We start from the raw sequence: 25482 nt of genomic DNA on the forward strand, positions 1-25482 counted from the left end.
CCCGGACCGCACAGACCGCCCGCCGGAAATCCGGCTCACAACCGAGGAGAACTCCCATGGCACCTGCGCCCCAAGACCGCGAGAAGGCTCTCGACCTCGCCCTCGCGCAGATCGACAAGAACTTCGGCAAGGGTTCGGTGATGCGGCTCGGCGAGGAGACCCGTCAGCCGATCGAGATCATCCCCACCGGGTCCATCGCGCTCGACGTCGCCCTCGGTATCGGCGGACTGCCCCGCGGCCGCGTCGTGGAGATCTACGGTCCGGAGTCCTCGGGTAAGACGACCGTCGCCCTGCACGCCGTCGCCAACGCCCAGGCGCAGGGCGGCATCGCCGCGTTCATCGACGCCGAGCACGCACTCGATCCCGACTACGCCGCCAAACTCGGCGTCGACACCGACGCGCTGCTGGTGTCCCAGCCCGACACCGGTGAGCAGGCGCTCGAGATCGCGGACATGCTGATCCGATCGGGCGCGCTCGACATCCTGGTCATCGACTCGGTGGCCGCGCTGGTCCCCAAGGCCGAGATCGAGGGCGAGATGGGCGACAGCCACGTCGGTCTGCAGGCCCGCCTGATGAGCCAGGCCCTGCGGAAGATGACCTCCGCGCTGAACCAGTCGAAGACCACCGCGATCTTCATCAACCAGCTGCGCGAGAAGATCGGCGTCATGTTCGGTTCGCCCGAGACCACCACGGGCGGAAAGGCGCTGAAGTTCTACTCGTCGGTGCGCCTCGACGTTCGCCGGATCGAGACCCTCAAGGACGGGACCGACGCGGTCGGTAACCGCACACGCGTCAAGGTCGTCAAGAACAAGGTCGCACCGCCGTTCAAGCAGGCCGAGTTCGACATCCTCTACGGCCAGGGCATCAGCAAGGAGGGCTCGCTGATCGACATGGGTGTCGCGGAGGGCTTCATCCGCAAGTCCGGTTCGTGGTTCACCTACGAGGGCGATCAACTCGGCCAGGGCAAGGAGAACGCGCGCAAGTTCCTGCTCGAGAACGTCGACATCCGCGACGAGATCGAGAAGAAGATCAAAGAGAAGCTGGGCATCGGCGCCACCGTCGACGCCGACGACATCGCCCCCGCCCCAGTCGAATTCTGACATCGAAGGCGAGTTCAGGTAGACCGTGAGCGAGGCAACGGACCCCGGGCAGACGCGCACACGGCGGGGCAACGACCCCGACCGTAAGGGACCCAGTGCATGGGACTCGGCGCTCCGACTGCTCGGGGTCCGTGCGCGTTCACGCCAGGAGATGCGAGAGCGATTGACGCGCAAGGGTTTCGAACCCGAGGCGGTCGACGACGTGATGGCGCGCCTGGAGCGACACAACCTCCTCGACGACGAGGAGTTCGCCTCCGAGTGGGTACGATCCCGCCACCTGAACTCCGGTAAGGGGCGCGTCGCGTTACGACACGAGCTCCGCACCAAGGGGATCGACGAGTCGATCATCGCCGAGGCCCTCGCCGACATCGACCCCGACGACGAACGTGAGATCGCGTCGGGTCTGGTCGTGCGCAAACTCACGCCCTCGGTAGTCGACCGGATAGCCGAGGATCGCGCCGAACGCGACAAGGCGATGCGACGTCTCGTCGGAATGCTGGTGCGGCGCGGCTATTCCCAGTCCCTGGCGTTCGACGTCGTGGGGGAGGCGCTCAGCGAGCTGCGTAGCGGCTGAGCGCCCCCACACGACGATCGTGCGGGTGTCACCTGCCGGTCGGCAGGTTCTCCGACGCAGCGAGTTCGGTCTCTTCCGGATCCGCGGGCGGTGCGGACGACCGGCGCCCCTGCCGGAGCCGGCGTTCGAGGCTGGTGGCGAAGGTCGAGAGCCCGAAGTTGATCAGGATCATGATGATGGCCACGACGATCAGTGCCGGGATGTAGTTGCCGTAGCGCGACGCCGAGAGCAGGCCGCTGCGGACCACCTCGGAGTAACCGATGATGTAGCCCAGCGCACTGTCCTTCAGCGCCACGACCATCTGCGAGATCAGTGCGGGCATCATCGCCGTGATCGCCTGTGGCAGAAGGATGATGCGCATCATCTGGCTCTTGCGCAGACCCAGGGCCATCGACGCCTCGGTTTGTCCCTTGGGCAGTGAGTTGATACCGGATCGCAGGATCTCGGCCATGACCGACCCGTTGTACAGGGTGAGTCCGGTGACCACCGCCGCGAACGCCAGGAAGGACGACGGGAAGACCCCGTAGATCGCGAACAGGAACCAGGTGAACACCATCAGGATCAGCACCGGGATGGCGCGGAACACCTCGACGAACAGGCCCGCGATGGTGCGTACCCACAGGTGATCGGAGAGTCGGCCGATACCGAGGACCGCACCGAGCAACAACGACAGCACGATCGAGACCGCCGCGGCCGCGAGGGTCCGCCACAGGCCCGGCAGGATGTAGCCGGTCCACGTGCTCCACGTGACGAACGGCGACCACTTCTCGGCGGTGAACTGTTCGTTGGCGGTGAGGACGGCGATCACGTAGATCGCGATCGCGGCCAGGACCGCGATGAACGCGATCGCCAGCAAGCGGTTCCGGGTGCGGGCGCGTGGTCCCGGGGCGTCGTAGAGGACGGTCGAGTCAGCGCTCATCGTTTCACCGCCAGTCGCTTGGCGAGGTAGCCGAAGACGGCACCCTCGCTGAGTGTGATGATCATGAATCCCGCCGCGATGACGCCGAAGATGACGAACAGCTGGTCGGAGTAGGTCTCGATCTCGGTCTTCATCAGAGCCGCCGCCTCGGCGACGCCGATCACCGAGGCGACCGTCGTGTTCTTGGTGAGCGCGATCAGGACGCTGCCCAGCGGACCGATCACCGACCGGATCGCCTGCGGCAGCACGATGACCCCGAAGACCTGCGTGAACGAGAGGCCGAGGGAGCGAGCGGCTTCGGCCTGCCCGAGCGGGACCGTGTTGAAGCCGGAGCGCAGCGTCTCACAGACGAACGTCGAGGTGTACAGCACGAAGGCGAGGACGGCGAGCCAGAAGTTGTTCGACTCGATCGTCGGCGCGAAGGTCAGGCCCAGGTTCTGGTACAGGCCGATCGCACAGAACAGCACCACGAGTGTCAGCGGCGTGTTGCGGACGATGTTCACGTAGACCTCGGCGAAGCCGCGCATCACCGGCACCGGGGAGACCCGCATGGCCGCGAGGATCGTGCCCCACACCAGCGAGCCGATCGCCGAGTAGAAGGTCAGCTGGATGGTCACCCAGAAGGCGGGCCACAGCTCTGGACCCATGCTCTCCCACAGAGAGACGTCATTCATCGGTAGCTCCGTCGCTCACTGCAGCCCGGGCGGGCACGGTGTGGAGGGCGAGTCGAGGAAGTCGAGGTCGCCGGGATCGGGCAGGTAGGGGAACTTCGAGTCCGGACGGTCGGCGCGGGCGATGATCTCGTCCACGTAGGGATTGCCGAGCGCCTCGCGCAGCGCGGCGTTCCAGGCCGACTCGCCGTCGACGGAAGGCGCGAGCATCGCGTCGAGTGCCGTGTTGACGGCGTTCTGCGACGCGGTGTCGTCCAGAGCCAGCCCCACGCCGTAGCGCTCGGTGGAGAACGGACTGCCCGCGGTCTTCAGGGCATCCTTCACGCAGGCGTCCTTGAGGTAGGTCATCTCGACGAGCTTGAACTCGTCCTCCCAGAAGTTGGAGTAGCCGGCGAGGATCGCCTCGTCGGTGGTCACCGCGTCGACCTTGTCGCGACGCAGCGCCTCGACGCAGGCCGAGTAGGAGTCGTACTCCTGCAACTGGACCGCGGGCAGCTGTGCCTTGACGTTCTGCGCCGGTGTCGAGCCGGTCACCGAGCAGAGCTTCTTGCCCTTGTCGAGGTCGGCGAGTTCGTCGATCGTGTTGTCGTCGGCGCGCACCATCAGACCCTGGTACGTGACGAGATAGGGACCGCCGAAGGACACCTTCTTCGAGCGCGCCGCGTTGATCGAGTACGTGGCCGCGATCAGGTCGACCTCACCGTTGTCGATCATCGCCTCGCGGCGCGCCGAGGGGGTCTCGCGCCAGGTGACCTCGGGATGGGGGACACCGAGGTCGTCGGCGATGTGGTTGACGACGTAGCGCGACACCGAGGCGTCGAATCCCTCGACGTTGTCGTCCGGCTCGTAGAGGCCGAGACCGGGCTGGTCGAACTTGACGCCCAGCACGACCGATCCCTCGCGGATGGAGTCGAGCAGGTTGCGCGGTTCGGTGCTGCCGCAGGCGGACAACACGGTGGCGAGCAGGGCGCCGACCGCGAGGACCAGGCCCGCGGTCCGCATCGGGCGGGTGGTTCGCTGTGTCATGTCAGTGCCCCAGGATCTTGCCGAGGAAGTCCCGGGCGCGATCGGTCGACGGGTTGCTGAAGAACGTCTCCGGATCGGAGTCCTCGATGATCGCCCCGTCGGACATGAAGATGATGCGGTCGGCGGCCTTGCGCGCGAAGCCCATCTCGTGGGTGACGACCACCATCGTCATGCCCTCTTTCGCGAGGGACACCATCACGTCGAGCACCTCGTTGACCATTTCCGGGTCGAGGGCCGAGGTCGGTTCGTCGAACAACATGATCTTCGGGTTCATCGCCAGCGACCGGGCGATGGCCACGCGCTGCTGCTGGCCGCCGGAGAGCTGGGCGGGGTACTTGTCCTTCTGGCTGGCGATGCCGACGCGCTCGAGCAGTTCCAGGGCGCGCTTGCCGGCCTCGTCCTTGCTCTTCTTGCGCACCTTGATCGGCGCGAGCGTGACATTCTCGAGGATCGTCTTGTGCGAGAACAGGTTGAAGGACTGGAAGACCATTCCGACGTCGGCGCGGAGCCGGGCGAGGTCCTTGCCCTCGGCGGGCAGCACCTGACCCTCGACCAGGATCTCGCCGCCGTCGATCGGCTCGAGGCGATTGATCGTGCGGCAGAGGGTGGACTTGCCCGAGCCCGACGGTCCGAGGACCACCACGACCTGACCGGCGGGGACCTCGAGATCGATGTCCTTGAGGACGTGCAACGACCCGAAGTGTTTCTGCACCCCGCGCATCGCGATCATCGGCTGGGACCCTGGGTCCGCGGACTTACTCGGCGAAACGGTCATTGGGGCACCCTATCGGCCGACGTGGAACACGGTGTCCTGTGGGAGTCGATTTGCGTGCGCCCCGTACCCTCGTAGGGGTGAGTATCGAGTTGTCGGATCGGCCTGAGCAGGCAGCACCCGCCGCGCGCAGTTATCAGGTCCGTACCTACGGCTGCCAGATGAACGTCCACGATTCCGAGCGCATCGCCGGTCTGCTCGAGGACGCCGGGTACGTGCGCGCGGGTGAGGACGACCCCGCCGATCTCGTCGTCTTCAACACCTGCGCGATCCGGGAGAACGCCGACAACAAGCTGTACGGCAACCTGTCGCACCTCGCCCCGGTCAAGTCCGATCGGCCCGGCATGCAGATCGCCGTCGGCGGCTGCCTCGCGCAGAAGGACAAGGACACGGTGCTGTCCCGAGCACCGTGGGTCGACGTCGTCTTCGGCACACACAACATCGGGTCGCTGCCCGCGTTGCTCGATCGTGCCCGCCACAACGACGCCGCCCAGGTGGAGATCCTCGACGCGCTCGAGCGGTTCCCGTCGACCCTGCCGGCCAAGCGCGACTCCGCCTACTCGGGCTGGGTGTCGGTGTCGGTGGGGTGCAACAACACCTGCACGTTCTGCATCGTGCCGTCGCTGCGCGGCAAGGAGGTCGACCGCCGGCCGGGCGAGGTGCTCGCCGAGGTACAGGCCCTCGTCGACCAGGGTGTCGTCGAGGTGACGCTGCTGGGCCAGAACGTGAACGCCTACGGGATGTCCTTCGCCGATCCCGATCAGCCCCGCAACCGGGGCGCCTTCGCCGAACTGCTGCGCGCCTGCGGTGACATCGAGGGGCTCGAACGCGTCCGGTTCACCTCACCGCACCCCGCCGAGTTCACCGACGACGTGATCGAGGCGATGGCCCAGACGCCGAATGTGTGTCCGCAACTGCACATGCCGCTGCAGTCGGGGTCCGATCGCATCCTGCGCGCGATGCGCCGCAGCTACCGGCAGACCAAGTTCCTGGGCATCCTCGACAAGGTCCGCGAGGCCATGCCGCATGCGGCGATCACCACCGACATCATCGTCGGCTTCCCCGGCGAGACCGAGGAGGACTTCCAGGCCACCCTGGACGTCGTCGAGCGCGCCCGCTTCTCGAGCGCGTTCACCTTCCAGTACTCGCCCCGCCCCGGCACGCCCGCCGCGACGATGGCCGATCAGGTGCCGCCCGAGGTCGTGGCCGATCGCTACCGGCGTCTCATCGCGCTGCAGGAGCGGATCTGCCTGGCCGAGAACGAGGCGCTGGTCGGGACCGAGGTGGAGTTGCTCGTGGTCGCCGACGAGGGGCGCAAGTCGGCGAAGACCCAGCGCATGACCGGCCGCGCCCGGGACGGCCGCCTGGTGCACTTCTCGCCCGGAACGGCGTCGGGGATCCGCGCGGGTGACGTCGTGCACACGCAGCTCACCGCAGCTGCACCACACCATCTGATCGCCGATTCCGGCGTTCTCGCGCACCGCCGCACCCGCGCCGGCGACGCACACGAACAGAGCCGTACCCCCACCACCGCGCCCGTCGGCGTCGGGCTCGGGCTGCCGGGGTTCGGTGCCCCCGCCGCCGTCCCGGCCGACGCCGGCTGCGGCAGTGGCTGCGGCAGCTGACCACCATCACGAAGTGAGGCGATGACCATGTCCGAGAATTCGGCGTCCGACAACGAGGCGTCCGGCAGCTCTGCGTCCGAGAAGGCCGCGTTCGAGCAGTACGAGAACGACCTGCGCAAGGCGGAACGGCGGGTGGCCGGCGAGATCGACCCGGGTGCGCGCGCGGTCGTCGTCGCCGTGGCCGTCGTCCTCGCCATGGTGTCGATGGTGTTGCCGCACACGGGATCCGTCACCGGGCTCGAGGTCCTCACCTTCACGCCCGAGGCGGCCGCCGAGCGCGTCACGATCGTGTCGAGGATCTTCGTCTACCTGGTGACGATCTTCGGCATCGTCGTCTCCATGCTCGCGCTGCTCACCCGCCGGTGGTTCCTGGCGTGGATCGCGCTGTGCGGGTGCGCCATCGCGTGCGTCGCCGGGATGCTGGCGTGGTGGTCGCGGAACACGCCGGGCGTCGGTGGCGTCGAGCCGCCGTCGGGCGTCGGCATCGGCCTTGTGCTGGGCTGGATCGCGGTCTTCGTGCTCACGTTCCACTGGTCCCGCGTCGTGTGGGCGCGGAGCTCCTATCAGCTCGCGCTCGAGGACGAGCGGCGCCGGCAGGCCGCCGAGCAGGAGGCCTACGCCGCAGCGCTGTACCGCAAGAACCCGAACGAGGACTGATCCGGCCGGCCCCGACCGGACTCAGCGGTCGGTGACGGCACTCTCCGCGGCGGCGGCCCACTCGCGCCACTGCGCAGCCTGATCGCGCAACTTCGCGGCGTCGCGGTCCTTTCCGCGTTCGGCCGCCTTGCGTGCCTGGTCCTCGAGTTGCGCCGCGCGATCGGCGAATTGCGCCGCCCGCGCCAGTGCCTCGGGATCGGTCCGTTGCCACTGAGCGTCCTCGGCGTCGCGGATGCGCTTCTCCAGGGCCCGCGCGCGGGCCTCCAGGCTGTGCATCTGATCGCGCGGGACCTTGCCCAGTTCGTCCCACTGATCGCGGAACGACCGGAACTCGCGGCGGGCCGCGTCGAGATCGGCGGCCGGGTCGATGGCCTTCTCGGCGGCATCGAGCAGGGCGACCTTGGCGGTCGCGTTCGCGGAGAATTCCGCGTCGCGTTCCGACGACGCCGCGTTGCGGGCGCCGAAGAAGACGTCCTGTGCGGCCTTGAACCGCTGCCAGAGGGCCTCGTCGGTGTCCCGCGGGGCGCGGCCGGCCGCCTTCCACTCACCGAGCAGTTCCCGGAACTTGGCCGACGTCGGACCCCAGTCGGTGGAGCCGGACAGCTCCTCCGCGCGGGCGATGAGTGCTTCCTTGCGTTCCTTCGCACCGGCGCGCTCGCGGTCGAGTTCGGCGAAGTGCGCACCTCGCCGGCGATTGAAGGCGTCGCGCGCTTTGGCGTACCGCTTCCACAGCGCGTCGTCGGTCTTGCGGTCGACGCCCTTGATGGACTTCCACTCGTCGAGGATCTCGCGCAGCCGGTCGCCCGCGCTCTTCCAGTTGGTCGCGTCGGCGCCGATCTGCTCGGCCTCGGCGGCGAGGACCTCCTTGCGCGCGATGGCCTCCGACCGGGTCTTCTCGCGCTCGGCGCGGATGGTCTCGGCGACCTCGTCGGCGCTGCCGACGATCGCCTCGAGGCGCCGCTGCAGCGCGGCGACGTCACCGATCACATGCGCGTTGGGCAACTCGTCGAGCAGGTGCTTGGCGGCTTGCTGGGCCTTACGCGGGTCTCCCGAGCGGGCGGTGAGCCGTTCCTCGAGGATCTCGACCTCGGTGGCGAGGTCGTCGAACCGGCGTCCGAAGTGCGCAAGCCCCTCCTCGACCGTGCCGGCCTGCCACGAACCGATCTCGCGTTCGCCCTCGTCGGTCTTGAGCCACACGACACCCGACTCGTCGATACGACCGAAGCGGTGCGGATCGCCGGTGACGAGATGCGTGACGACCGGTTCGGACGCGATGCCGGGCCGGGGTCCGGGCTTGGGCCGGGGTCCCGGCTTGGGTCCCGGCTTGGGTCCCGGCTTCGGTGTGTCCTGCCCGGCGGGTGCCTGCTGGGGTTCGGAAGCCGATTCGGTCGGGTTGCTCATGTGCACGTGTCCTGCCGCTCAGTGGTGCCGCGCGTCACGGCTGCCGGTCGCTGGAGTCGGTTCTCGCCGGGCATCCTACGCCCGCGATCGCCGACAAGTACCGTTCCATTCAAGCAGTTCAGGCCCGTCGATGTGGCGTCCGTGCCGAGTTGGTGGGTCGCGGCGCGGGGTACCGGCGCCGGGAGCGGAGCGAGCGGGCCGAATGTCACCGGCGCCGGGAGCGGAGCGAGCGGGCCGAATGTCACCGGCGCCGGGAGCGGAGCGAGCGGGCCTCGTGTTGTCGACTAGCGTCGTGGTGTGCTTGCGGCCGTCGTCTTCGTTCCGAGTGCCCCGCTGCTCGTCCCTGAGTTGGCCGGACCGGCCGCCTCCGACACCGAGCCGGTGCGGCGCGCAGCTCTCGACGCGGTCGCGGGCGCGCTCGGCATCGACCGCTGGGTGGCGATCGGAACCGCCGACGAGTCGACCGCTGGCCTCGTGGGCGAGCCCTTGCGCGGCACCTTCGCGCGGTTCGGCGTGGATGTCCCGGTCACGATCGACTCCGCGATCACCGATGTTGCTATCGCCGATGTCGCGGTCACCGACCCGCTGCCCCGGATGAGTCTGTCGGCGCTGATCGCCGGGTGGATCGCCGAGCGGATGTCGCTGGGTCCGCTGAGCGTGTGCAGCGTCGGTTCCGCCACGCCGCCCGCGGAGTGCGTCGCGGTGGGTACCCGGCTGGCCGCCCGTCTCGACGAGGGCTCGGACGCCGTCGGGGTCCTGGTGGTGGGCGACGGGTCGACGGCGCTGACCGACAAGGCCCCCGGCGGGGGGCGTCGGGAATCGGCGGTGGCGCTGAACGACGCGATCGTGGCTGCGCTCGGATCGGCGGACACGGACACGCTGATGGCACTCGACCCTGCGAAGTGCGATGCCGAGGGCGTCGGCGGCCGGGTCGCGTGGCAGGTGGCGGCCGGTCTCGTCGGCGACCGGTCGGTCCGGGCGGTACCCGACTTCGCCGACGCGCCCTTCGGCGTGGGTTACGTGGTCGTGACCTGGACCGTCGACGACGGTGAGCACGTCCGATGACCGCGCCGCCCACCCCGATCGCTGTTGTCGGACCCACTGCCGGCGGCAAGTCCGATCTGGCCCTCGACCTTGCCGAACGGCTCGGCGGCGAGATCGTCAACATCGACGCGATGCAGCAGTACCGCGGCATGGACGTCGGGACGGCCAAGCTCCCGCCCGACGAACGCCGTGGCATCCCGCACCACCAGTTGGACGTGCTCGACGTGACCGAGGTGGCGACCGTCGCGCGCTATCAGCAGGGCGCGCGGGCCGACGTCGATCGGTTGCGCGCCGCGGGTCGGGTCCCGGTGATCGTCGGGGGATCCATGATGTACGTCCAGGGACTCCTCGACGACTGGCAGTTCCCGGCCACCGACCCGGAGGTCCGCCGGCGTTACGAGGACATGCTCGACGAGCGCGGAGTGGGCGAGCTGCACCGGCTGCTCGCGGAGGTCGACCCGGCCGCGGCGTCGACCATCCTGGCCACCGACGGTCGCCGCATCGTGCGGGCGCTGGAGGTGGTCGAGCTGACCGGTGCACCCTTCGCCGCGTCGCAGCCCACCATCGGCGAACCGCGCTGGGGCACGATCATCCTCGCCCTCGACCGGGACACCGATGAACTCGACGACCGGATCCGCCGTCGTACGAGAGCGATGTTCGAGCAGGGCCTCGTCGAGGAGGTGGAGGACCTCGGTTCCCGCGGCCTGCGAGAGGGACGCACCGCGTCGCAGGCGATCGGTTACAAACAGGTCCTCGCGGCCCTCGACGGCGAGTACGACCTCGCGCAGGCCGAGGAGCTGACCTTCATCGGCACCCGGCGTTATGTCCGTCGGCAGCGCTCGTGGTTCCGTCGCGATCACCGGGCGCAGTGGCTCGACGCCGCCGCGCCCGATCTGCTCGACCGAGCGCTGCGCATCGTCGACGCGCCTTCCCCGTAGGCTGTGATCCGTGACTTCCGCCCCGCAGAGCAGTGCGAGCGACGGCCTGCACTTCGTCAAGGGTCATGGCACCCAGAACGACTTCGTGGTCCTCGCCGACCCCGACGCCGAGATCGCGCTCGACGCCGCGACGGTCGCGGCGCTGTGCGACCGGCAACGGGGGATCGGCGCCGACGGATTGCTGCGCGTCGCCCGCTCGGGCGCCCTCGTCGCGACCGGTGTCCTCGACGCCCTGCCGGACGGGGTGTCGGCCGACGACTGGTTCATGGACTACCGCAACGGCGACGGTTCGGTCGCGGAGATGTGCGGCAACGGGGTACGCGTCTTCGCCCACTACGTCCGGGCGTCGGGACTCGTCGACACCGACACGTTCTCCGTCGGTTCCCGTGCGGGTGCCCGCGGCGTCACCATCCACTCCTTCGACGCCGTGCACGCCGAGGTCACGGTGGAGATGGGTCCGGCGCGGCTCGACGGGTCGTCGGTGGTCCGCATCGGTGACGACATCTACCCCGGCGCGATGGTCGACGTGGGCAACCCCCACCTGGCGTGCGTCGTCGCGGACATGACCGCGGCCGACCTCGACGCGGTCGACTTCTCCGCCGGCGTGATCATCGAGGCCGCCGACTTCCCGCACGGCGCGAACGTCGAGCTGCTGACCCCACCCGCGGAAGGGCCCGACGGCAGCCTGACCGCGCGGATGCGGGTGTTCGAACGGGGCGTCGGGGAGACGCGCAGCTGCGGAACCGGCCTGGTCGCGGCGGCGCGCGCCGCTCTCGACGCCCGCGGCGCGGACACCGGCGAGCTGCGCATCGGCATCCCCGGCGGTGAGGTCACCGTGACGATCCGTCCCGATGGCTCGACCCTGCGCGGGCCGTCGATGCTGGTCGCCGACGGGGTGCTGCGGCCCGGCTGGGAGCGCTGAGCTCGATATTCGCGTGCTCGGTCCTGGACGGTCGTGAGACCATGGTTCCCGTATGACCGAATCAGAAGCACAGATCATGTCCGCGGCCGATCTCGGGATCCGCGACACCGCGGATCCCACCACCGGCGAACTCCAACTGTCCGAGCGCGCCTCACTGCAGCGCATCGCGGGACTCTCCACCGAACTCACCGACGTCACCGAGGTCGAGTACCGGCAGCTACGACTCGAACGCGTGGTCCTGGTCGGCGTGTGGACCGAGGGCAGCGCGGCTGCCGCGAAGGCCAACATGACCGAGCTGGCCGCCCTCGCCGAGACGGCCGGTTCCCAGATCCTGGACGCGGTGATCCAGCGTCGCTCCAAACCCGATCCCGCCACCTACATCGGCAGTGGCAAGGCCGAGGAATTGCGCGAGATCGTCCTCGCGACCGGCGCCGACACCGTCGTCTGCGACGGTGAGCTCACGCCCGCCCAGCTCAATGCGCTGGAGAAGGTGGTGAAGGTGAAGGTCATCGACCGCACCGCGCTGATCCTCGACATCTTCGCCCAGCACGCGACCTCTCGCGAGGGCAAGGCGCAGGTCTCCCTCGCGCAGATGGAGTACATGCTCCCGCGTCTGCGCGGCTGGGGTGAATCGATGTCCCGGCAGGCCGGTGGCCGGGCGGGCAGCAACGGCGGTGTGGGCCTTCGCGGTCCCGGTGAGACCAAGATCGAGACCGACCGTCGCCGCATTCGGGAGCGGATGGCCAAGCTGCGGCGCGAGATCCGTGGCATGAAGAAGGCGCGGACGACGAAACGTGCTGCGCGCAAGAGCGGTTCGATCCCGACGATCACCGTCGCCGGCTACACCAACGCGGGCAAGTCCAGCCTGGTCAACGCGATGACCGGCGCCGGTGTCCTCGTGCAGGACGCGTTGTTCGCGACCCTGGATCCCACCACCAGGCGGGCGACGCTCGACGACGGCCGCGCGGTCGTCTTCACCGATACGGTCGGGTTCGTCCGGCATCTGCCGACCCAGCTCGTCGAGGCGTTCCGGTCGACGCTCGAGGAGGTCGTCGACGCCGATCTGCTTCTGCACGTCGTGGACGGTGCGGACGCCTTTCCGATAGAGCAGATCTCGGCCGTCCGTCAGGTCATCAACGAGATCGTCGCCGAAGAGGGCGTCACCGCGCCGCCGGAGTTGTTGGTCATCAACAAGATCGACGCCATCGACGGCAACCGCCTCACCGAGTTGCGTGGCGCGCTCGGTCCGGATGCGGTGTTCATCTCCGCCCGAACCGGTGAGGGACTGCCCGAACTCTTCGGGCGGGTGCGCGAGTTCGTCGGTCGCGAGGACGTCGAGATGACCATCGAGGTGCCGTTCGACCGGGGTGATGTCGTGTCTCGCGTCCACAGCGAGGGCGAGGTCATCTCGTCGGAGCACACCGAGACCGGTACCACGATGAAGGTCCGCGTCCCGGCCGCTTTCGCGGGCGAGATCGCGGACCTCCGGATCTGAGCGCTTCGCCGGTTGTACGGACCCAGTCGGCTGTACGGACCCAGTCGGCTGTACGGACCCAGTCGGCTGTACGGACCTAGTCGGCGTCGAGATCCTTCTCGACGAGACCGACGATGGTGTCGAGCGCGGCCTGGTCGTCGGCCGTCACGACCACGCGGGTGCCCTTCTCGGCCCCGAGCGTCATGATCATCAGCGCCGACCCCGCGTCCACCGGGTCACCGCCCTCGAGGCCCAGCGTCACCGGGCTGCCGGTCTCGGCGACCGCCTCGGCGATGATCGTGGCGGGGCGGGCGTGCAGTCCGACTGCGGAGCCGACGGTGGCGGTGGTGCTGGGCATGGGAACTCCTTCGAGTGATGTCGTGCGATCTGCGGTGGTTGTCGGGCGATTCGGTGCCGGGGAGCGCCCCGGATGTCAGGTGGTCGTGTGATCGGGTGTCAGACGGCGACCGCCTCGAGTTCGTCGAAGGCGACGGCGTCCCGACTGCGGTGCACCTGCTTGGCCGCGACCACCAGGACAGCGGACAGCACCGTACCGGCGACCAGCGCGACGAGGAACAGGACCCAGTTGTTCATGGCGAAGAAGACGAAGATGCCGCCGTGCGGGGCGCGCAGTTCGACACCGAAGGCCATGATCAGCGCACCGCTGAGGGCACCACCGGCCATCATCGACGGGATGACCCGGAAGGGGTCGACCGCGGCGAACGGGATGGCACCTTCGGAGATGAACGACGCGCCGAGGAGCCATGCGGCCTTGCCGTTCTCGCGCTCCGGTTCGGTGAACAGGCCCGGTCGGACGACGGTGGCGAGAGCCAGGGCGAGCGGGGGCACCATGCCTGCACACATGACCGCCGCCATGATCTGGAACTGCGCGGGTCCGGCAGTCGCCGCGTCGGCGATCCCGGCGGTGGCGAACAGGTACGCGCTCTTGTTGACCGGTCCGCCGAGGTCGAAGCACATCATCAGGCCGAGCACGATGCCGAGGGCGATGGCCGATCCGCCGGACATGCTCTCGAGGCCGCTGTTCATCTGCTCGGTCAGCCAGGCGAGCGGTTTGCCGAGGACCATGTAGAGCAGTCCGCCGACGATCATGCTGCCGAACAGCGGGATGACCACGACCGGCATGAGACCACGAGCCCACTGGGGCACCGGGGTCCGCGCGATCCACAGGCACACCACGCCGGCGATGAGACCGCCGATCAGTGCGCCGATGAAGCTGGCGCCCACGGCGAGCGAGACGATGCCGGCCACGAAACCGGGTGCGATACCGGGGCGGTCGGCGATCGCGAAGGAGATGTAGCCCGCGAGGACCGGTACGGCCAGGCCCATCACGCCTGAGCCGATCGCGAAGCTCACCGCGCCCAGGTACTGCAACAACCCGCCTGCCGGCAGATCCCAGAGGCTGTTGTTCAGGGCGATGAACGCGCCGTCGCTGAGGGTGCCGCCGTCGTCGAGGTTCGTGTTGGCGACCTCGTAGCCGGCGAGCAGGAAGCCGAGCGCGATGAGCAGTCCGCCCGCCGCGACGAACGGGATCATGTAGCTCACACCGGTCATGAGTGCCTGGCGTGTACGGCCGGCGAGACCGATGCCCGACTTCGACGAGTCGGCCGCGTCCGCGTCCGCGCCGTCGCCGGTGACGCGCGCCGCGTTCGGGTCGCGCCCCGCCGCGACCGCCTCGGCGATCATCGCGTCGGGCTCGTTGATGGCGCGCTTCACCCCGGATGCGATGACGGGTTTGCCGCGGAACCGGTTGCGGTCCTTGACCCCGACGTCGGTGGCGAAGATGACGGCGTCGGCCGACGCGATCACATCCGGATCGAAGGCCGTGGTCGCCGAGGACCCCTGGGTCTCCACCGCGAACTCGACGCCGGCCCGCTCGGCGGCGTACTTCAGGGCGTCGGCCGCCATGTAGGTGTGGGCGATGCCGGTCGGGCACGCGGTGATCGCGACGATGCGCGGCGTGGCCGGTCCCGGGTCCGGGGTCCGGTCCGAGTCCGGGTGGGCCGGCGCACCTTCGGGTTCCTTGGTAGACGTCGCTGGTGCTGCCGCGGCGGCCGGGGCAGGGGTCGACGGGGCAGGGGTCGACGGGGTGGCGGTCGGCGCGGTGGCGGGGGCAGGGGGTGCGGGGTCGATGGCCTCGTTGACCAATTCGATGACCCGCTCCTCGTTCTCGGCCGCGCGGAGCGAGGCCACGAAGTCGGGCCGGACGAGTGAGCGCGCCAGCGAGCTGAGGAGCTTCATGTGCGCACTGGCACCCCCCTCGGGCGCGGCGATGAGGAAGACCAGGTCGGCCGGCCCGTCCGGTGCGCCGAAGTCGACCTTGCGGGACAGCCGCGCCATGGCGAGACTGGCCGCGGTCACCGACGCGGTACGGGCGTGCGGGATGGCGATGCCGCCGGGAAGTCCGGTGGCGGACTTGGCTTCTCGGTCCAGTGCGGCCCGCGCGAGGTCGGCGGGATCGGTGGTCCGGCCGGCCGCGGCGAGGGCGTCGGCGAGCGTGGTGATGACGGCGGCGGGATCGCCGCCGGCGTCGACGTCGAGACTCACCGTCTGGTCGGTGATGATCTGCTCGGTCATGGCATGTCCTTCGGTGGAAAGGGTGGGGTCGGTGCTGGGTGGGTCGATGGTGGATGGAGTCGGTGCTGGATGGGTGCGGTGTTGGATGGATGTGAGGACCCGCCGGGACGGTGCCGTCAGGTCATGCGCGCGGCTCCCGACAGTTCGGTCACCCGCACGCCGGGGAGGTCGAGGTGGTCGGGCGTGGGGGCCTGGGTGCCGGCGAGCGATGCCGCCGCCGCGCCGTACGCCACGGCCGACCGGAGGCAGTCGGCGGGCGCGGCCCCGGTGCTCTGCGCGATGAGGTAGCCGGCCAGTGACGAGTCGCCGGCGCCGACGGTGCTGCGGGGGACGATCGGCGGCGGGGTCGCCGACCACACGCCGGATGCGGTGACCAACACGGCCCCGACGGCGCCGAGGGTGGCGAGGACGTTGCCCCCGATCTGCTCGGCGATGGTCGTAGCGGCGTCGATGACCGGTCCGAGATCGTTGCGCGCGAGTGCTTCTCGGAGCTGTCCGGGGTCGGCTCCGGTCAGTTCGGCGAGCTCGTCCTCGTTGGGCTTGATCAGGTCGACGCGACCGGTGACGCTGGCACGGAGGGGAGCGCCCGAGGTGTCCACCGCGACCCGGCATCCGGCGAGGACGAGGTCGTCGGCGATCGAGCGGTACCAGTCGTCGGGGACGCCAGGAGGCAGCGAACCGCAGAGGGTGACCCACTGCGCGGAGCCGGCGTGCTCACGGATCAGCCCGACTAGCGCCTCGCGATCCGGGCCCGTCAAGGTGACGCCCGGTGCGTTGATCTTGGTGGTCGTCCCGTCGGATTCGGCGATGGTGATGTTGGACCGGACCTCGCCCTCGACCGGCACGGCGTCGTAGGGGAGTGCGAGGTCGTCGAGTGCGGCCCGCAACGGGTCGCCCGGCCGCGCCGGGAGCAGTGCGCGGGTGGCCAGGCCCGCGGCCGCGACGACCCGGGCCACGTTGACGCCCTTGCCGCCCGGCTCGGTGCGGACCACGCCGGCGCGCTGCACCTCGCCGCGGGCGAGCGGTGCGCCGAGTTCGAGGGTGCGGTCGAGACTCGGGTTGGCGGTGACGGTGACGATCATGCGATCACGACCTCGACGCCACGCGCGGACAGGGCCGCCGAATAGGCCGGGTCGATCCCGGAGTCGGTGATGAGGACGTCGACGTCGTCGAGTCCGGCGAAGGAGGTGAGGTCCTCGCGGTCCATCTTCGAGCTGTCGGCAAGGACTACGACCCGTTGCGCGGCTGCGACCATCGCCGCCTTGACCGCGGCCTCGTCCGGGTCGGGTGTCGACAACCCGTGGGCCTCGCTCAGGCCGTTCGTCCCGATGAAGGCGGTGGTCACGCGCAGTCGGCGAAGCGCGTCCACGGTGTCGACGCCCACGGTCGCCTGGGTGAGACCGCGTACGCGTCCGCCGAGGGCATGGAGACCGTCGGGATGGGTTCCCGCGAGCAGGCCGGCGATGGGCAGGCTGTTGGTGAACAGGGTGAGCCTCCGATCGGGAGCGGTCGCCTCGGCCGCGCGGTAGGTGGTGGTGCCGGCGTCGAAGAGCACCGAGCCGCCGTCGGGCGGCAGGAACCGGATGGCCGCCCGGCCGATCGCGGTCTTCTGCTCGATCTGGCTCGACTCCCGTTCGTCGATCCCGAGCTCGCCGAGGGTGCGCATGATCTCGGCGCGCACGGCGCCGCCGTGGACCCGCTGGAGATGTCCGGCGCGTTCCAGTACCGCGAGATCGCGTCGGACGGTCTCGCTGGTGACGTCGAATTTCTCGGCGAGCGCGGCCACGGATGCCCGCCCCGCGAGGCGCACCTCGTCGACGATCGCCTGTTGTCTCTCCTCGGCGTACACACCGCTCCGATCTCCGGTTTCGACCACCCGCTTGTTGAGGCGTGTGGGATTGGATGTTGTAGTAATTGTGTTTACGCCTGTTTGTGTTGACAAGTCAAGCACTTTTTGTAACGGTGGTCACATCGATAGTCGAGTGAGAGGCAAGACGATGGCGCAGATCCTGACGGGAACCCCGGTGGTCGGCGGATTGGCCCACGGTCCCGCGCTGTGGCCGGGCGAGCGACCCGACCACTCGCCGGAGAAGCTCGGCGTCGGTGTGGAGATCGCCGAGGAACGGCGCGCCGACGAGGTCTCGCGCTTCGCCACCGCGGCCGGCGCCGTCGCGGCGCGGCTGCGCACGCGCGCGTCGCAGAACACCGGGGTGACGGCCGAGGTGCTCGCCGCGACGGCGGGCCTGGCCGAGGACCGCGGCTGGATCGGTGCCGCGACCGCGCTCATCGGCAAGGGCGCCCCCGCCGAGGCCGCTGCCGTCGCGGCCACCGAACAGTTCGCGGCGGTGTTCACCAAGCTCGGCGGACTGATGGCCGAGCGGGTCACCGATCTCAACGACGTGCGCGACCGGGTCCTCGCCGAACTGCTCGGCCTACCCGAACCTGGTGTGCCCACTCCGGAGGTGCCGTCGGTCCTGCTCGCCGACGACCTCGCGCCCGCCGACACCGCGGGCCTCGACCCCACGAGCACCATCGCCCTCGTCACCCGCCTCGGCGGACCGACCAGCCACACCGCGATCATCGCGCGCCAGCTGGGGATCCCGTGCGTGGTGGCGGTGGCCGACCTGGACGAGATCGAGCCCGGCACAACCGTTCTCGTCGACGGCAGCACCGGGCGAATCGAGGTGGAGCCCGATGCGGAGGCGGCCCGGGCTCGCGTCGACGAGGATCGGCGGCATGCCGCACTCGTCGCCGGCTGGACCGGTCCGGGGCAGACCGCCGACGGGGTGGCCGTGGCGGTGCTCGCCAACGTCGCCGACGGATCGTCGGCACGCGCCGCGGCCGGGTACCCAGTCGAGGGCGTCGGGCTCTTCCGCACCGAACTCGCGTTCCTCGAGCGTGCCGACGAACCGTCGGTGGACGAGCAGGCCGCGATCTACCGGGAGGTGCTCGATGCGTTCAACGGGCAGAAGGTGGTCATCCGCACCCTCGACGCCGGGTCCGACAAACCGCTCCGGTTCGTGACCCATCCCGACGAATCGAACCCAGCGCTCGGCGTGCGGGGTGATCGGATCGCGCTGGCGCACCCCGAGATCCGCGCGCATCAGCTCGACGCGATCGCGCAGGCCGCGTCGGGGTCGGCCGTCGCGCCGTGGGTCATGGCGCCGATGATCGCCTCGCCGGCGGAGGCGCGCACCTTCGCCGCCGAGGTCCGTGGCCGTGGTCTGGTCGCCGGGGTGATGATCGAGGTGCCCGCGGCGGCGATCCTGGCCGAAGCCGTCCTCGCCGAGGTGGACTTCGTGTCCATCGGCACCAACGATCTGACCCAGTACACGATGGCGGCCGACCGGATGTCGGCCGATCTCGCCGGACTGACCGACCCGTGGCAACCGGCCGTGTTGAGCCTCATCGCGGGAGTCGCGGCAGCGGGCGCACGTCAGGGAAAGCCGGTCGGGGTGTGCGGCGAGGCCGCCGCCGATCCGAACCTCGCCTGCGTGCTCGTCGGTCTCGGCGTCACCTCGCTGTCCAGCGCGCCGGCTGCTGCCGCGGCCGTGGGGGCCCGGCTCGGCGAGGTGTCCGCACCGGACTGCCGGGCCGCCGCCGAGGCCGCCCTGGCCACCTCGGATCCCGCCGCGGCGCGCGAGGCTGCCGCGGCGGTGCTCGACGGTTCGGTCGGCGGAGAGGTCAGACTCGCCGCATCACGGTGACGACCTTGCCGAGGATGACGGCATCGTTGCCCGGGATCGGATCGAACAGTTCGTTGTGCGGCATGAGCCAGACGTTGGGGCCCTGACGCTTGAAGGTCTTCACGGTGGCCTCGCCGTCGATCATGGCCGCGACGATGTCGCCGTTGTCGGCGACGTTCTGCTGCCGGACCACGACCCAGTCGCCGTCGCAGATCGCGGCGTCGATCATCGACTCGCCGACGACGCGCAACAGGAAGAGCGATCCCTCGCCGACCAGCTCACGGGGCAGCGGGAAGACGTCCTCGACGGCCTCCTCGGCCAGGATCGGACCGCCGGCCGCGATACGGCCGAGAACCGGCACGAAGGTCGGCTCGGGAAGCTGGCCGGCCGTCGGGGTGTCCGGCGACGGGGTGTCACTCGGGGCGATGTTGACCGCACGGGGACGGTTCGCGTCGCGCTTGAGCAGCCCCTTGCGTTCCAGCGTCCGCAACTGATGGGCCACCGACGACGTCGAGGCCAGGCCGACCTCGTCGCCGATCTCCCGGATGCTCGGCGGATAACCGCGCTCGCGCACCGAGCGGCGGATCACCTCCAGGACCCCGGCCTGTCGCGGGGTGAGTGAGGCCTCGGCGGCGGCGGCGTCGAACGGGGCCTCGTCGTCGGCGCCCCGCGCTCGGCCGCGCCTATCGCCGGTGTCACTCATGTTCGGTTCCTCTCGTCTTCGGAACGTGCTGGTAGATGGCTTGCGCCGGGTCCGAGCCTAGCGGAGTTCGACCGGCACCTCAAACATTTGTTCGATGTGTCGCGAGACTTTGTCGGGCCGTCGTGCTACAAATTCGAACATCAGTGCATCGAACATCTGATCGATGTTCGAACACCGACCGCGACACCCCGCACGATCCAGACACCAGAACACCGGAGGGCACCATGCGCACCGCCACTCTCGTCGCTCCCGTCCGCACCGACCGTCCCGACGCTGTCCGGCCCCCCACCGACCGCGCCGATCGGGTCCGGACGCGCGCCCCGCTGTCCGACGGCGGCCGGCCGATAGACAACCGGCCGGCCGGCACCCGACCGCGGGGTGCGTCGCCGGTGACCCCGCGGGTGGGCGGTACCCACTGTGGCTCTCCGGTCGGGGTGCGCGGGCGTGGCCCGGTCGGACCCGACGCGGCGGTGTTCCGTCGGCGCCGCCGCACCGCGGTCGCGCTCCTCGCCGGCGTCGGGCTGGCGTTCGTCGTGTGGGTGTTCGGTGTCGTGGGCCAGAACTACTCGGACTCGCTGACCCCGTCCGCCGTGAGTGCCGAGGTCGTCCACGTGCGCTCGGGGGACTCGCTCAGCTCGATCGCCGGCCGGGTGGCACCCGAGATGCCGCGCGAGGTCGTGATCGACGAGATCGTCGCGATGAACGATCTGGGGTCGAGCGCGCTGCAGGTGGGCCAGCCCCTGCTCACCCCCCGGTACCGCTGAGGCCGGGCGGTATCCTCGATGTCACAGGGGCCGGCCGACAAGCGGCGGGGCGCACGCTTCGGGTGCGTTCCAGCGTCCCGCGACCTGCGTGAGGACACGATGCGCTGCCCCTTCTGCAAGAACGACGACACCAAGGTCATCGACTCGCGTGTCGCAGATGAAGGGCAGGCCATCCGCCGCCGTCGCTCCTGTGTGGAGTGCGGTCGCCGGTTCTCGACCGTGGAGAGCGCCGTGCTCGCGGTGGTCAAACGCAACGGCGTGACCGAACCGTTCAGCCGGGAGAAGGTCATGCGCGGCGTGCGGCGAGCCTGTCAGGGCCGCCACGTCGCCGAGGACGCGCTCGCGCAACTCGCCCAGCAGGTCGAGGACACGGTGCGCGCCAGTGGATCGGCCGAGATCCCCAGCAACGAGGTCGGACTCGCCATCCTGGGTCCGCTCCGCGATCTTGACGAGGTGGCGTATCTGCGCTTCGCCTCGGTGTACCGGTCGTTCGACTCGGTGGAGGACTTCCAGCGCGAGATCGACGACCTGAAGGCGGCATCGGGTTCCGGGAGCGCGCTCGCCGAACCCGTGTCAGCCGAGTCGGTCCAGAGCTCGTAGGACCCGTTTCTCCGACACCGGGAACGCGGTACCGAGACGCTGGGCGAACAGCCCCACGCGCAACTCCTCGACGAGCCACTGCGCTTCGTCGTCGACCACCGCCCGCCGGTGCTCGGGTACCTGTTCGATGCGCTGGGCCCACCGTTCGACGACGCGATCGACGGCGGCCACCCCGGCCTGGTCGCGTGCTGCGGACGCGGGTAGTGCCTCCAGACGTGCTTGCGCGCCGTCGAGATAGCGCGGCAGATTCTCCAGGTGGCGTCGCGCGGTGGCCGCCACGAATCCGTCGAACACGAGGTGGGCGACCTGTTCGGCGACGTCGTCGGCAGCCAGCGAACCGGCGTGCCGGTCGATCGCCGCCCGCAGCGGGGCCATCCGTTCGAGGGCCGCGACGGCCAGCGAGAAGTAGTCCGGTGCGGCCGCGGCGACCCGTGGCCGGATCTGTTCGAGCAGCGCCGAGAAGGACTGCGGTGAGCGAACCGCGGCGAGCTCTGCGTCGTCGATGTCGGCGACCGTGTCCCGGGTCGCCCGGCGGGTGCAGTCGGCGAGCAGTGCCTCGATGGTCGAGTACGGGCTCTGGCTCAGGGCGAGTCGTTCGACCGGACTCAGCGAGCCGGCGATCCGCTTGTGCAGCGGAGGTATCGCGAGGTCGAGGAGGGCGACGATCCCTCGTCGCAGGAGGCGATCTCGTGTCTCGGGGCTCGCCGCATCGACGACGACGACGCCCCGCGCGTGGCCCTTCGCATCGGAGACCACGTCGATCGTCGGGTACCGGGTCAGCCGCTGCCCCGCGACATCGACCGTGGTCTGCTCGGCGAGCGAGCCGATCCCGTCTGCGGTCCAGGTCCGATACAGGGTGCGCGACACCGTCTTCGGCGCCGCGGGCGTTCCGGTCTGCTGAAGTTCGGGCAACGAGTCGGCGCGGGAGACGATCCGCCCGGAGTCGTCGGCCACCGCGAAATGCATGCGCAGGTGCGGCGGTACCCGGTGGGTGTCGAAATCGGCTGCGGTCACCCGCATCCCGGTGATCGCGGAGAGCTCGCGCGCCAGCCCGGTGGCCAGCGGCTCTTTGCGCGGGGTGAGCCGGCCGAGCGCGAGTTCGGCGAACCGCTGCGCGGGTGACATGCTCTTGCGCAGCTGTTTCGGTAGCGACTTGACCAGTGCGGTGGCCAGTTCGGCGCGCATGCCCGGTACCGACCAGTCGAAACCGGCCGGTCGGACATGGGGGAGCAGTGCCTGCGGGATCACGACGGTGACGCCGTCGTCGGGTGCGCCCGGTTCGAACCGGTAGCGCAGTTCGAGTCGGGTGTCGCCCTGCTGCCAGGCGCCGGGATAGTCCGTGGGGGCGACGTCGGTGCCTCCCGTGACGTCCTCGGGGCGCAGATCCAGCAAATCGGGTTCGGCACGGCGGGCCTTCTTCCACCAGGTGTCGAAGTGCCGGGCCGAGGTGACGTCGGACGGTAGCCGCTGGTCGTAGAACTCGAAGAGCTGGTCCTCGGTGATCACGAGACCCCGGGTGCGCGTGCGGTTCTCGACGTCCGAGGCGGCCTCGAGAAGCTTGCGATTGCGGTCGAAGAAGGCGTGCTGCGTCCGCCAATCGCCCTCGACGAGAGCGTGCCGGATGAACAGCTCCCGCGAGACCACCGGGTCGATGGGGCCGTAGTCGACGCGCCGGCGGGCGACGAGCGGGACCCCGTAGAGGGTCACGCGTTCGTAGGCCATCGCCGCTCCGCGTCTCGCCGACCAGTGCGGCTCGCTGTGGGTGCGCTTCACCAGATCCCCGGCGAGTTTCTCGGCCCACAGCGGATCGATCCCGGCGACGGTGTGGGCGAACAGGCGCGACGTCTCGAGGACCTCGGCCGCCATGATGAAGGCGGGCGGCTTCTTGGCGAGCGGAGAAGCGGGGAAGATCATCAGCGTGGTGTTGCGCGCACCGGTGAACTCGCGGCCCTCGGTGTTGCGGGCGGCGATGTTGCTGAGCAACCCGGACAGGATGGATCGGTGGACGGCGTCGGCGTCGAGTTCGGTCGGTGCGACCGACCAGTCGAGGTCCTTGACGATCTCGGTCAGCTGCCGATGGAGGTCCTGCCATTCCCGGATGCGCAGGAAGTGGAGGTACTCGCGCTCACACATGCGCCGAAAGCGGCTGGCGGACAACTCCTTGCGCTGTTCGCCGAGGTACCGCCACAGCTCCACGTAGGACAGGAAGTCCGACTGCGGGACGACGAAGCGCCGGTGCTGGGCGTCGGCGGCCTCCCGGTGCTCGGCCGGCCGTTCCCGTGGATCGGGGAGCGACATCGCGGCGGCGATCACGAGAAGGTGGTCGAGACAACCCAGTTCGTGTCCGGCGATGAGCATCCGGGCGACCCGGGGATCGACCGGGATCCGCGACATCGACCGGCCGATCGGGGTCAGTCGCGGGGGCCCGCCCTCGCGCGGGACGGTGATGGCGCCGAGTTCGGTGAGAACACCCATACCGTCGCGGATCGCGCGGTCGTCGGGCGGCTGGACGAACGGGAACTCGGCGATCTCACCCAGTTTCAGCGAGGTCATCTGGAGGATGACCGCCGCGAGGTTGGTGCGCAGGATCTCCGGGTCGGTGAAGGCCGGCCGGGAGTCGAAGTCGTTCTCGCTGTAGAGACGGATGCAGACGCCCGGGGCGACACGACCGCATCGACCGGCCCGCTGCCGGGCACTGGCCTGTGAGACCGGTTCGATGGGAAGACGATTGACCTTGGTCCTGGTCGAGTACCGACTGATACGGGCGGTGCCGGTGTCGATGACGTAGCGGATGCCGGGCACGGTCACCGACGTTTCGGCGACGTTGGTCGCCAGCACGATCCGGCGTCCGTCGGAGGGGGAGAACACCTTCTGCTGCTCGGCGATCGACAGTCGCGCATAGAGCGGCACGATCTCGGCACCGGGCCCCTTGCCGCCGCCGGTTCGTCGACGGAGCGCCTCGGCGGTCTCTCGGATGTCCCGTTCGGTGGGCAGGAACACGAGGATGTCGCCGCGGCCACCGGCCCACAGTTCGTCGACGGCGGCGTCGATGCCCTGGATCTGGTCGAGGTCGGCATGTTCGCCGCCGCCGGCGTCGTCCCCGTCGTCGGGGCGTTCCTGCAGGCTCAGCGGTCGGTACCGGATCTCGACCGGATAGGTGCGTCCGGATACCTCGATGACCGGGACCGAGGTCTTCGGCGTGCTGAAATGCCGTGCGAAGCGCGCCGGTTCGATCGTCGCCGAGGTGATGATCACCTTCAGATCGGGGCGTCGGGGCAGCAGGCGGCGCAGATAGCCGAGGATGAAATCGATGTTGAGGCTGCGCTCGTGGGCCTCGTCGATGATGAGGGTGTCGTAGCGGCGCAGCATGGGGTCGGTGGCGATCTCGCGGAGCAGGATGCCGTCGGTCATGACCCGGACGAGGGTGTCGGCGCCAGACCGGTCGGTGAACCGGACGGAGTAGCCCACCGCGTCGCCGAGTTCGGTGTCGGTCTCGTCGGCGATGCGCTTGGCGACCGAGCTCGCGGCGATGCGCCGGGGCTGGGTGTGCCCGATCGACCCGCGGATGCCACGCCCGAGTTCGAGGCAGATCTTGGGGAGCTGGGTGGTCTTGCCCGAGCCGGTCTCGCCCGCGACGACCACGACCTGGTGGTTGCGGATCGCCTCGGCGATCTCGTCGCGTGCGGCGGAGACCGGTAGTTCGTCGGGGAAGCGCAAAATCGGCACGGTCGCGCGCCGCCGGTCGAGACGGGCGCGTGCCTTGTCGACATCGGCGACCAACTGTCGCCACTTCGCGGCATCCGGGCGCGCGGCGAGCCGATCGATGCGACGACGCAACCGGTCGGCGTCGACGAGGCCCACGTCGTCGAGTGCGCGGAGCAGATCCGAGCGGGGGATGTCCGATGCAGCGGTGTCCGGTGGAGACGGGGACGGGTCAGGTGACGAGGACGGGGCCGACATGATCACTCCAGGATATGGGGAAGCGCCGAGGCCGGTTCACCCCAGTGGCCG

22 protein-coding genes are annotated in these 25482 nt (G+C 69.7%); 11 read left to right on the forward strand and 11 right to left on the reverse strand.

From position 1 onward, the window contains the following. Window positions 1-56: 56 nt before the first annotated feature. Window positions 57-1100 (forward strand): recombinase RecA, encoded by a 1044-nt coding sequence (gene recA / locus B1818_RS07085; RefSeq protein WP_006866461.1) that lies wholly within the window; start codon window positions 57-59, stop codon window positions 1098-1100. A 25-nt stretch (window positions 1101-1125) separates the two neighbouring features. Then, the gene (locus tag B1818_RS07090; protein WP_078112295.1) at window positions 1126-1674 is read left to right on the forward strand and encodes a regulatory protein RecX; all 549 of its coding nucleotides are present in this window, start codon (window positions 1126-1128) and stop codon (window positions 1672-1674) included. Window positions 1675-1702: 28 nt separating this feature from the next. Here B1818_RS07090 and B1818_RS07095 read toward each other — a convergent pair whose 3' ends face one another. From B1818_RS07095 to B1818_RS07110, 4 genes are read right to left on the reverse strand one after another with little or no spacing between them, the layout of a single operon-like run. After that, entirely contained in the window at window positions 1703-2593 is an 891-nt protein-coding gene (locus B1818_RS07095; RefSeq protein ID WP_078112296.1) for an amino acid ABC transporter permease, read from the reverse strand. Continuing rightward, window positions 2590-3267: an amino acid ABC transporter permease gene (locus tag B1818_RS07100; protein ID WP_058250184.1), complete on the reverse strand. Its 678-nt coding sequence runs from the start codon at window positions 3265-3267 to the stop codon at window positions 2590-2592. Before B1818_RS07100 ends, B1818_RS07095 begins: the two co-directional genes overlap by 4 nt. Window positions 3268-3282: 15 nt before the next feature. Beyond that, window positions 3283-4290 (reverse strand): glutamate ABC transporter substrate-binding protein, encoded by a 1008-nt coding sequence (locus tag B1818_RS07105; protein WP_078112297.1) that lies wholly within the window; start codon window positions 4288-4290, stop codon window positions 3283-3285. 1 nt (window position 4291) lies between these two features. Next, window positions 4292-5020 (reverse strand): amino acid ABC transporter ATP-binding protein, encoded by a 729-nt coding sequence (locus B1818_RS07110; RefSeq protein ID WP_165630857.1) that lies wholly within the window; start codon window positions 5018-5020, stop codon window positions 4292-4294. A 134-nt stretch (window positions 5021-5154) separates the two neighbouring features. On the opposite strand from B1818_RS07110, the gene miaB reads away from it, so the two are divergent. Further along, entirely contained in the window at window positions 5155-6687 is a 1533-nt protein-coding gene (gene miaB, locus B1818_RS07115; protein WP_078112446.1) for a tRNA (N6-isopentenyl adenosine(37)-C2)-methylthiotransferase MiaB, read from the forward strand. Window positions 6688-6714: 27 nt separating this feature from the next. Next, a complete protein-coding gene (locus B1818_RS07120) occupies window positions 6715-7344 on the forward strand; it encodes a hypothetical protein (protein WP_137808714.1) in 630 nt (209 codons plus the stop codon). Window positions 7345-7365: 21 nt separating this feature from the next. On the opposite strand, the gene B1818_RS07125 is transcribed toward B1818_RS07120, so the two are convergent. Then, window positions 7366-8745, reverse strand: a complete 1380-nt coding sequence (locus B1818_RS07125) for a DUF349 domain-containing protein (RefSeq protein ID WP_139362993.1) — start codon at window positions 8743-8745, stop codon at window positions 7366-7368. A gap of 297 nt (window positions 8746-9042) precedes the next feature. Between B1818_RS07125 and B1818_RS07130 the strand changes: the two genes are divergently transcribed. The 4 genes from B1818_RS07130 to hflX are packed head-to-tail and all read left to right on the forward strand — an operon-like array spanning window position 9043 to window position 13144. Continuing rightward, window positions 9043-9810: a hypothetical protein gene (locus tag B1818_RS07130; protein WP_078112300.1), complete on the forward strand. Its 768-nt coding sequence runs from the start codon at window positions 9043-9045 to the stop codon at window positions 9808-9810. Beyond that, on the forward strand, window positions 9807-10727 hold the full coding sequence (miaA, locus tag B1818_RS07135) for a tRNA (adenosine(37)-N6)-dimethylallyltransferase MiaA (RefSeq protein ID WP_078112301.1): 921 nt from the start codon (window positions 9807-9809) through the stop codon (window positions 10725-10727). Before B1818_RS07130 ends, miaA begins: the two co-directional genes overlap by 4 nt. 10 nt (window positions 10728-10737) lie before the next feature. Continuing rightward, on the forward strand, window positions 10738-11649 hold the full coding sequence (gene dapF, locus B1818_RS07140; RefSeq protein WP_078112302.1) for a diaminopimelate epimerase: 912 nt from the start codon (window positions 10738-10740) through the stop codon (window positions 11647-11649). Window positions 11650-11701: 52 nt separating this feature from the next. Further along, window positions 11702-13144 (forward strand): GTPase HflX, encoded by a 1443-nt coding sequence (gene hflX / locus B1818_RS07145; protein WP_058250192.1) that lies wholly within the window; start codon window positions 11702-11704, stop codon window positions 13142-13144. A 76-nt stretch (window positions 13145-13220) separates the two neighbouring features. Here the strand turns inward: hflX and B1818_RS07150 are convergent, their stop codons facing one another. The 4 genes from B1818_RS07150 to B1818_RS07165 form a co-directional block, all read right to left on the reverse strand. Then, on the reverse strand, window positions 13221-13481 hold the full coding sequence (locus B1818_RS07150) for an HPr family phosphocarrier protein (RefSeq protein ID WP_058250193.1): 261 nt from the start codon (window positions 13479-13481) through the stop codon (window positions 13221-13223). Window positions 13482-13579: 98 nt separating this feature from the next. After that, on the reverse strand, window positions 13580-15718 hold the full coding sequence (locus B1818_RS07155) for a fructose-specific PTS transporter subunit EIIC (protein WP_058250194.1): 2139 nt from the start codon (window positions 15716-15718) through the stop codon (window positions 13580-13582). Window positions 15719-15834: 116 nt separating this feature from the next. After that, a complete protein-coding gene (locus B1818_RS07160; RefSeq protein ID WP_058250195.1) occupies window positions 15835-16800 on the reverse strand; it encodes a 1-phosphofructokinase family hexose kinase in 966 nt (321 codons plus the stop codon). Beyond that, complete coding sequence (locus tag B1818_RS07165) at window positions 16797-17567, reverse strand: DeoR/GlpR family DNA-binding transcription regulator (protein ID WP_058250196.1); 771 nt, start codon at window positions 17565-17567, stop codon at window positions 16797-16799. The genes B1818_RS07160 and B1818_RS07165 overlap by 4 nt, the downstream gene beginning before the upstream one ends. A gap of 148 nt (window positions 17568-17715) precedes the next feature. On the opposite strand from B1818_RS07165, the gene B1818_RS07170 reads away from it, so the two are divergent. Next, complete coding sequence (locus B1818_RS07170) at window positions 17716-19425, forward strand: phosphoenolpyruvate--protein phosphotransferase (RefSeq protein ID WP_058250197.1); 1710 nt, start codon at window positions 17716-17718, stop codon at window positions 19423-19425. On the opposite strand, the gene lexA is transcribed toward B1818_RS07170, so the two are convergent. Next, window positions 19403-20107, reverse strand: coding sequence for a transcriptional repressor LexA (gene lexA / locus B1818_RS07175; RefSeq protein ID WP_058250198.1), 705 nt, complete (start codon window positions 20105-20107; stop codon window positions 19403-19405). The genes B1818_RS07170 and lexA overlap by 23 nt on opposite strands. Before the next feature lie 224 nt (window positions 20108-20331). On the opposite strand from lexA, the gene B1818_RS07180 reads away from it, so the two are divergent. Together B1818_RS07180 and nrdR are read left to right on the forward strand one after the other, a co-directional pair. Beyond that, complete coding sequence (locus B1818_RS07180; RefSeq protein WP_058250199.1) at window positions 20332-20871, forward strand: LysM peptidoglycan-binding domain-containing protein; 540 nt, start codon at window positions 20332-20334, stop codon at window positions 20869-20871. A gap of 99 nt (window positions 20872-20970) precedes the next feature. Next, entirely contained in the window at window positions 20971-21471 is a 501-nt protein-coding gene (gene nrdR / locus B1818_RS07185; RefSeq protein WP_058250310.1) for a transcriptional regulator NrdR, read from the forward strand. Here nrdR and hrpA read toward each other — a convergent pair. After that, window positions 21445-25431: an ATP-dependent RNA helicase HrpA gene (hrpA, locus tag B1818_RS07190; RefSeq protein WP_078112447.1), complete on the reverse strand. Its 3987-nt coding sequence runs from the start codon at window positions 25429-25431 to the stop codon at window positions 21445-21447. The two genes, nrdR and hrpA, sit on opposite strands and share 27 nt — an antisense overlap. Window positions 25432-25482 lie beyond the last annotated feature (51 nt).

Origin of the sequence: Gordonia sp. IITR100, from assembly GCF_002009645.1 — a bacterium.
Taxonomy (GTDB): Bacteria; Actinomycetota; Actinomycetes; order Mycobacteriales; family Mycobacteriaceae; genus Gordonia; species Gordonia hongkongensis.